Source organism: Neisseria sp. 19428wB4_WF04 (genome assembly GCF_015235335.1).
Taxonomy (GTDB): domain Bacteria; phylum Pseudomonadota; class Gammaproteobacteria; order Burkholderiales; family Neisseriaceae; genus Neisseria; species Neisseria musculi.
This window is the reverse complement of sequence record NZ_JADGLG010000073.1, coordinates 1-8,488: the sequence shown is the minus strand read 5'-3', so window position 1 is coordinate 8,488 and position 8,488 is coordinate 1. Positions and strand designations below refer to the sequence as shown.

4 protein-coding genes and 4 pseudogenes are annotated in these 8,488 nt (G+C 47.6%); 2 read left to right on the top strand and 6 right to left on the bottom strand.

Going from position 1 to position 8,488, the window contains the following annotated elements:
* Positions 1 to 116 (bottom strand): annotated as a pseudogene (locus IR141_RS11470) (IS1595 family transposase); the annotation flags it as partial.
* A gap of 278 nt (positions 117 to 394) precedes the next feature.
* Between IR141_RS11470 and IR141_RS14245 the strand changes: the two are divergent.
* The gene (locus IR141_RS14245) at positions 395 to 694 is read left to right on the top strand and encodes an Arm DNA-binding domain-containing protein (RefSeq protein ID WP_135037377.1); all 300 of its coding nucleotides are present in this window, start codon (positions 395 to 397) and stop codon (positions 692 to 694) included.
* Here IR141_RS14245 and IR141_RS11460 read toward each other — a convergent pair.
* The 5 genes and pseudogenes from IR141_RS11460 to IR141_RS11440 all read right to left on the bottom strand — a co-directional run.
* On the bottom strand, positions 682 to 843 hold the full coding sequence (locus tag IR141_RS11460; protein WP_167743194.1) for a hypothetical protein: 162 nt from the start codon (positions 841 to 843) through the stop codon (positions 682 to 684). The genes IR141_RS14245 and IR141_RS11460 overlap by 13 nt on opposite strands.
* Positions 844 to 1,486: 643 nt before the next feature.
* Positions 1,487 to 2,704 (bottom strand): aspartate kinase, encoded by a 1,218-nt coding sequence (locus IR141_RS11455; protein ID WP_135037374.1) that lies wholly within the window; start codon positions 2,702 to 2,704, stop codon positions 1,487 to 1,489.
* 453 nt (positions 2,705 to 3,157) lie between these two features.
* Entirely contained in the window at positions 3,158 to 5,161 is a 2,004-nt protein-coding gene (gene rep, locus IR141_RS11450) for a DNA helicase Rep (RefSeq protein WP_135037371.1), read from the bottom strand.
* Between the two features lie 240 nt (positions 5,162 to 5,401).
* Positions 5,402 to 6,016, bottom strand: a pseudogene (locus tag IR141_RS11445) (IS1595 family transposase).
* Between the two features lie 295 nt (positions 6,017 to 6,311).
* Positions 6,312 to 6,673, bottom strand: a pseudogene (locus IR141_RS11440) (peptidylprolyl isomerase); the annotation flags it as partial.
* A 227-nt stretch (positions 6,674 to 6,900) separates the two neighbouring features.
* Here IR141_RS11440 and argB point away from each other — a divergent pair.
* Positions 6,901 to 7,569 (top strand): annotated as a pseudogene (gene argB / locus IR141_RS11430) (acetylglutamate kinase); the annotation flags it as partial.
* Between the last annotated feature and the right edge of the window lie 919 nt (positions 7,570 to 8,488).

Here is an 8,488-nt window from a genome sequence, read left to right as displayed (position 1 = left end):
GTATTGGGCTGAATACCTAAGATATCGGCAGCAGAACGTGCGGTTACTTCCAATACAAAATATTCAAGCAGTTTTCTTTGCAGACTCTTCTTTAACTTACAGTGGGTTATCTTCATTTTGGCAGCCTGTCATGACTGCTAATCTACGTCAGCCCCTATTTTTAATGGATATCCCTAAAATTGATTAAAAAATAGGCAAATATGCCTGAATTTATCAAAACAGGTTACCCCAAAACAGACTACCCCCTTTATCCATAGGGGTTGCAGCAAATCGCATCAATTACCCGAAATCGAAGTGAAATTTTGCAGGCAGATAAAAGCGGGAAATACTGGCGTTTCCGCTATTACAGACCACAGGATAAAAAGCCAGACCACAGGATAAAAAGCACGATGAAATACGACTTGGCACATATCCCGATATAAGCCTGAAAGAAGCGAGAGCCAAGCGGGAAGAAATGCGCGCCCTGCTAGTGAAAGGGATTGACCCCAAACAACACAAGCAAAGAGAAACGCAAAATCAGGCAGACCAAAAACCGCCAACACTTTTGAAGCCGTTGCCCGCAAATGGCAGGCAGGCCAAGCGGCCAAGCCCGACAAATGGAAGCCCGACCATGCACGGCGCGTTATCCGCAGCTTGGAGCTTCACATTTTCCCCGACATTGCCCGCAGACGATAGGCGAAATTATGCTGCTTGAAGTTTTGGTGCTTTTGCAGCGGCTGGAGGCACAAGGGGCAAGGGAAAAACGACACCGCCCACAAAGTGTATGGCGTAGTTAATCAGGTTTTCAGATTTAACCCTGCCGCCGAATTGCGGGAAGAGCTGGCCGTATTCAATCAAGAGCATTACCGAACCGTTACAAACCCCCGAAATAGGCCGCCTGCTGAATGCCTTGGATAGCTACATAGGCAACCCGCAGACCCGCGCATTAATCAGGCTTTCCCCACATCAAAGCGGCAGATTTACCCCGTTGTAGATGAAACAGCAGAACAGAATTATTAGACCACATCTTACAAACAATCATTGTTCGATAATTCAGGCAGGCATTGCGGCGGCGCGGCTGCCGTACCGCCTTTACTACACGATGCGCAGCAATACCATTATTTTCATGCTGATAGGCGGGAATAAAGGCAAATTGATGCAAGCAATCAATGCAGCCACCAAAACGTGGGGTATGTGCTTTGGCTGTTTTATTTGGTACATTATTGGCACATACAGACTTTTTATCTTAATTTTTTCTACTGTTTTTCTGTCATTTACCTATTGTTAATAATATTTAATCAGCATTTTTATACTGGTACGCCTTAGCTGAAGAGTTGCTCACATGGGACTCGCTCTAGCCATTAGATTCAGCATGGCAAATGTGTGCTACGTGTTGTAATGTATTGCAATACCTTATACTGGGTATTTTTATCGCATGTTGTCAAGGCCGCCATATTGATGTTTCATACACTATCTGTTTTGTATTCACTCCAATCAAGCTGGAAAATCAGGTTAGCTCGAATGCTTTGTGTAGCACACGGGTGGCCAGTTCCATGTATTTCTCGTCTATTAATACAGAGACTTTGATTTCAGAAGTAGAAATCATTTGGATATTGATGCCTTCTTCGGCCAGTGTGCGGAACATTTTTGAGGCTACACCCACATGCGATCGCATGCCTAGGCCCACGATGGAAACTTTGCATACGGTGTCATCGCCGTCGATTTCTGCTGCGCCGATGCTGTCTTGCAGGCTGTTGAGGGATTCCAAAACGGGTTTGTAGTCGCCGCGAGGCACGGTGAACGAGAAGTCGGTGGTGCCTTCGGCTCCCACGTTTTGAATAATCATGTCCACTTCTATGTTGGCTGCGGCCACTGCGCCTAAAATCTGGTAGGCCACGCCGGGTTTGTCGGGCACGCCCCGCACATTGATGCGGGCTTGGTTTTTGTCGAATGCAATACCGGATACGGCTGCTCTTTCCATGTTGTTGTCCTCTTCAAAGGTGATTAGTGTGCCGTTGCCGCCTTCTTGAAGGCTGCTCAACACGCGCAGGCGCACTTTGTATTTGCCGGCAAATTCAACCGAGCGGATTTGCAGTACTTTTGAACCCAGGCTGGCCAGCTCGAGCATTTCTTCAAAGGTAACGGTGTCTAGGCGGCGCGCTTCGGGCACTACGCGGGGATCGGTGGTGTAAACGCCGTCAACGTCCGTGTAAATTTGGCATTCTTGGGCTTTGAGTGCGGCGGCCATGGCAACGGCGGAAGTGTCGGAGCCGCCGCGTCCGAGTGTGGTAATGTTGCCCTGGCTGCTTACGCCCTGAAAGCCGGCTACAATCACGACATGGCCTGCTTTCAAATCGGCGTGTATGGCTTCATCATCGATGCTTTCGATGCGTGCTTTGGTGTGGGCGGCATCGGTTTTTACGGCAATCTGCCAGCCTGTGTAGCTCTTGGCAGGCACGCCGATGTCTTTCAGAGCCATGGCAAGCAGGCCGATGGTAACTTGTTCGCCGGTTGCCAAAACCACATCAAGCTCGCGCGGGTCGGGCAGGTTTTGCATTTCGTGCGCCAATGCCACCAAGCGGTTGGTTTCGCCGCTCATGGCGGATACCACCACCACTACATCGTGCCCTTCGGCACGGGTTTTGGCAATACGTTTGGCCACGTTTTTGATGCGTTCGGTGGAGCCTACCGAGGTACCTCCGTATTTTTGTACGATTAACGCCATGTTTTCGTGCTTTCTTGATTATTGGGATATTAGGAGATGCAACGGCAGAATCGTTGCTGTTTGGAAAGGTGTTGCATTATTACCTATTTTTACGCCGGAAAACAAGTTGGCGGAGCAGATTAACCGGTGTTTTACGGCGTGGCCGCCGTTTGTTTTGACACGCATCAAAGCAGGCCGTCTGAACGAGGCTGTGCCTGAAAACCGGTGTTAGAAAATCCGTGGTGTTGACAGAGTGAGTTGGAGCCGTCTGAAATATTGATTGTCTGCTGTTGGTGCGGGCAGGGTTCCGGATGAAAGCCAACCGGTTTTTATTTCAATAATTGATAAAACACAAACAGAGTCTTTGCCTGCACGGGCGCGGTTAAAGAAACTTGTTGTGATGTTTTGGAATGTTGCATTTGAGTTTTGCAAAAGCCACGGATTGATGTTTGGGCAGGATGGTTGCCGCCACCGTTATTCTTTTTGGGTTTTAGCCGCCAGCATGGCCTGCAGGCCGGCCAAATTGCTTCTGCCTTCTTCTTTGCTCACGATGGGGGCACCTCCTTTGCGGCCTAGGATTTTCAAATCTTCCTGGGGCATCTCGCCGATAAAGCGGCTGGGTTCGGGAAACTGCCAGGTGCCTTGGCGTTTGCGTTTGATACAGTGGGTGATTGTGAGCCGGTGTTGGGCGCGGGTGATGCCCACATACATCAGCCGCCGCTCTTCTTCTACATTGCTTTCTTCGATGCTGTCGGCGTGGGGCAGCATGCCTTCTTCGCAGCCCACCAGAAATACATACGGATACTCCAGCCCTTTTGCGGCATGTAGGGTGGAAAGTTTGACTGCATCAGCTTCTTCTTCGTTTTTGCCTTCCAACAGCGTCATCAGCGCAATGGTCTGTGCGATTTCCATAATGTTTTTGCCGTCTTGCCTGCTTTTTTTCGCCAGCCAGTCGGTTAAATCGCACACGTTGCGCCATTTGCTTTCGCCCGCTTTGCCTTCTTCGTTGTTTAACAAATGCGCTTCGTAAGCGATGTCGTTCAACAGATTGGTGATGAGTTCGCCGGCATCATTGTGTTCTGCGTGGGCGCGGTAGTTTTCCATCAGGGCGACAAACTGTTGCAGATGTTCGCGGTTGGCGGCGGCGAGTGCAGACTGCGCCTCTCCGCTTAAGGCGGCTTCATAAAGGCTGCATCCGTGTTGTTGGGCATAGGCATTGAGCTTGCCCAATGTGGCTTCGCCGATGCCGCGTTTGGGCGTGGTGGCGGCGCGAAGGAAGGCCGGGTCGTCGCCGGGGTTGGCCAAGAGGCGGATATAGGCGAGCACGTCTTTGATTTCGGCTTTGTCGAAAAAACTCTGGCCGCCTGAAAGTTGATAGGGAACGCGCGCGCTGCGCAGGGCTTCTTCAAATATGCGTGCCTGATGGTTGCCGCGGTAGAGTACGGCGAAATCGGCATAACGGGTTTTGTCGCCGCCCATGAGTTTTTGTTTCACAATCTGACCCACTACCCATTCGGCTTCGTGCTGTTCGTGCCGGCAGGCCACGACTTTGATGTGCTCCCCCATACCGAATTGCGACCACAAGGTTTTTTTAAACAATTTGGGGTTGTTTTCAATCACTTTATTGGCCACTTTTAGAATCCGCGCGGTGGAGCGGTAATTCTGCTCGAGCTTAATCACTTTCATCTGCGGATAATCGGCCTGCATTTGGCGCAGGTTTTCCATATTGGCACCGCGCCAAGCGTAGATGGATTGATCGTCATCGCCCACAGCGGTGAACATGCCTTCGACACCGGTTAAGAGTTTCATTAAGGTATATTGGCAGGTGTTGGTATCTTGGCACTCGTCCACCAGCAGATAACGCAGGCGAAGTTGCCATTTGCGGCGTACCTCGTTGTTTTGCTGCAGCAGTAGGGCGGGCAGACGGATCAAGTCATCAAAATCCACCGCCTGATAGTGTTCCAGTGTAGCCTGATAGCCGGCATAAACAGCGGCCGTTTGCCTGTCCCATTCGTTGGAGGCCGTCTGAATAATGTCTTCTGGCGTTTTTAAATCGTTTTTCCACAAAGAAATCCGGTGTTGGGTCTTATATAAGGCCTCTTTGCCGGTGCCGCCCAACAATTCGTTGAGGATTTTGGCACTGTCGGTGCCATCGAGTATCGAAAAATTCTTTTTATAACCGATATGCAGCGCTTCTTCACGCAGAATGCGCATACCGAGCGAGTGGAAAGTACAGACAGTCAGCCCGCGCGTGCTTTTTTTCGGCAACATTCTACCTACGCGCTCCTGCATTTCACGGGCAGCCTTGTTGGTGAACGTGATGGCCGCCACATGATGCGGCGAATAGCCTATATTGGTAATCAAATATTTGATTTTCTGGGTGATTACGCCGGTTTTCCCACTGCCTGCACCCGCCAGCACCAGCAGCGGCCCGCCAAGATATTCCACAGCTTGCAGCTGCTGGGGGTTGAGCTTCATGGAGATAGGCCGTCTGAAAGAAGAGGCAGGATTATAGTCAATCCACTCAGTTTTTGCTATAGCACCAGCCCGAAGAAAAGGTTTGTAAGCCGATTGAGCACAACGGGATCATAAATAAATTAAAGAACTACAATAGAAATAGAATCAGTTTAATGTGCCCGTATTGCCTGTGGTCTACCACTTTGTTCTATCTTAAATTTAATTTACGATAAAAAAGAAAGGGGCTGAAGTAGATTAGCCCTAAATACCACACCAATCCCGCAAGATTTTCAACTGCTCACTTGGTGTGCCAAAGTTAAAACGAAACCCGCATTCTTTCAAGAATAGGGGGAAAAGACTTTCGGTTGATTCCGTTGTATTTACGTAGCACTCGCTTGGCTTGATTCCGAAAATTCCCGATGCCGTTGATGGTTTTTATAGTTTCTGTGGTCGGCAAACCTCTTGGAACGGTTAATGCGGTGATGGGTAAAACTGTTCACACTCAAAGTATCGCAACTACTCCGGCTGTCCGTATAAACGATACTGTCCGGCATGATTTTCTTTTTGATTACAAGCATTAATGCCTCGGATTCGGCATTGCCAGCTACAACCGTATCAACCTGAGTGTGCCGTTTCAAAATGCCGGAGATGACAACTTTTCCTGCCGTACCGCGTCCGCGTCTGCCTTTGCGTCTGTCACTGGAATAACTTTCGCTTGACTCAACGCAACCGTGAAAAATCCCGTTGGCGGCCGGCAACAAATAATGGTTGATAACTTGGCGGATTTTGCAGTAGAACAATGCCGCCGAATTGGGATGGATGCCAAAAATATTGACAGCGGAACGGCAGTAACTTGAAGCACGCAAAACGCAGCAGTTATTTTTGCACTTTTTTCTTTAATTTGCAGGGTGTTATTTTTATTTTTGGAGGGGCATATCTGCTAAGCTAGTACAGCCCTTAAACTAGGCCGTCTGAAAAGTTTTTCAAACGGTCTGAGGTTTGCTGCCAAATAAAATCAAACAGCGGCCTACTGTTTTTTCAAACCCAAAACGTCCTGCATGTGTATCCGCCGTAATATCCAAATACACAGTAAACCGTGCCGTTCTTAAGCATGCCCGAGAATCACGCAGCCGTTATTTCGGCAGACAATGCAAGCTGTCCGGCATAGATTGACCACGTCCATGCCGGAAACCACTCTGCCGAATACGGCGTAGCCGTAACCTTGAACCGTTTTTATTTTTAAAGTTTAAGAAGTCGTTGTCGGCCACGTTGATGAAAAATTGGCTGGTGGCAGAATTCGGATTGGTCGTGCGCACCATGGCAATGGTGCCGCGGTATTTTTCAGACCATTATCAGCTTCATTGACAATGGCTTTTTCAGTGGCTTTTTGAGTCATATCCGGCTTAAAGCCGCCGTCCTCAATCATGAAGCCATTGATAACGCGGTGGAAAAAAACCTTTGCTTACATAAGCAGTAAAATTGGCTACGGTTTCCGGTCTTTTTTTCGTCCAGTGCCAGCTCGATTTTACCCATATTGGTGTCAATAATGACGCGGGTTTCGGCCTGCACGGAGAAGGCGGTGCCCAATGTGAGACCGGTGAAGATGAGTGCGGATAATTTTTTCATAAAAGGTTTCCAAAAATTCCAGATTGTTTGTGAACTGCGGAATTATCGTGGGTTTCTATGCAGGCTTATTTTTTCGGACAGGTATAACATATGTCATATTAAATCAATGATTTAAATGAAAAAACATGATTAATATGCAGTATGCCGATGCAGCGAAAAAGGCTGAAATCTTATCGGAAACTTTGCCGTATATCCGCCGTTTCTCCGGCAAAACTATCGTTATCAAATACGGGGGCAATGCCATGAACAATCCGTAGTTGAAAGAGGGGTTTGCCAAAGATATGGCGCTGCTGAAGCTGGTGGGTATCAACCCCGTGATCGCGTGGACGGAGGAGGCCTGCAGATTAACGATATGCTCAATAGGGGGCAAAGAAGGCACATTTATGCAGGGGATGCGGGTTACCGACAGTGAAACCATGGATATTGTGGAGATGGTGCTGGTGGGCGGTCATGTAAACAAAGAAATTGTATCGCTGCTCAATCAATACGGCGGCAAAGCCGTGGGCGTTACCGGCTGCGACAGTAATTTTATCTGGGCTAAAAAACTGTTTATCGATGCGCCAGAGTGCAGCAGTGTGGACATCGGTCAAGTGGGCGTGCTGGAAAGCATCGACTGCTCGTTGGTTAAAAGCATCATCGCTTACGGCGATATTCCCGTGGTTGCCCCTATCGGTGTCGACAGCAACGGCGAAGCCTTTAATATCAATGCCGAATTGGATGCAGAAAAACTTTTGATGATGAGCAACACTGCCGGCGTGCTCGATAAAAACGGCAACCTGTTTACCAACCTCACGCCAATTAGGGCTGCAATCTAAAATTTAACATAATTATGATTATTTACCAGGATTGGATGAGTTGAGATAAAATGCTGTTTAATATTGGACTTTTCACTCCTTGTGTTTTAAATCTATACCTTCCCAGAGTACAAATTTAAATTACTGCTTAAGATTTAACTTGAAATTTATTATATTGTATTAGAGATAAAGAAGTTGCTCAATAGGTTGAATTTTATGAAAAATAAATTTACGCTGTAACCTCTCTGGGGAAGTAAAGGATTTATGTTTCATATGGCATATAATAGGGAATTACGGAAGGTAAAGTCAAACTCTGCATATTGGCCATATTACATATTCCAAGAGTTCATTGCGGAGCAAAAGTATTCGAAATCGACGAAGTCGGCGTATTTGTCGAAGCTGAACCAATTTGGACTGATTTTGGTGGATTTAGGCTATAAACACCAAGATGAGACATTGGTAAGTCTGCAAGTTTTTAAAAAGACACTTGTTGAGTATCACAAGCTATTGTTAAAAACAACAGGTAGAAACGGTGTTATCAATCCGAGCCTAAATTTATATATTTAGGCTTGGAATATGTTTGGAAGATGGTATGCGACTTCACATTCTCAGCACAGTTACTGCTTCTCAGCATGCAGAACCTTTAAAGTGCATCCTAAGCTTCCGTGTATGATACAGCTTGATAAGTTGATATGGCTTGAGCCTGAGGATTTGGAGTGTTATCAGGCAATGAGGCAGTGGTGCATAATCGATTTATTCTGCACAGCAGCATTGCGAGTGAACGAACTGGTTGGAATACGGTGTCAATTCCATTCCAAAACTGAGCCACAGTTGTGGTCTAAAATTGAGCCACCCTATGAGCGGTGTTTCATCCGGTAAGAATCATTGCCCGTCTCAAAAATATCGCAGCAATAAGTCAGGCGGTCCA

Bases quoted from the DNA above. Each gene is read 5' to 3' on its own strand.
- IR141_RS11460 (WP_167743194.1), bottom strand. From the start codon at position 843: ATGCTCTTGATTGAATACGGCCAGCTCTTCCCGCAATTCGGCGGCAGG.
- IR141_RS11455 (WP_135037374.1), bottom strand. From the start codon at position 2,704: ATGGCGTTAATCGTACAAAAATACGGAGGTACCTCGGTAGGCTCCACC.
- rep (WP_135037371.1), bottom strand. From the start codon at position 5,161: ATGAAGCTCAACCCCCAGCAGCTGCAAGCTGTGGAATATCTTGGCGGG.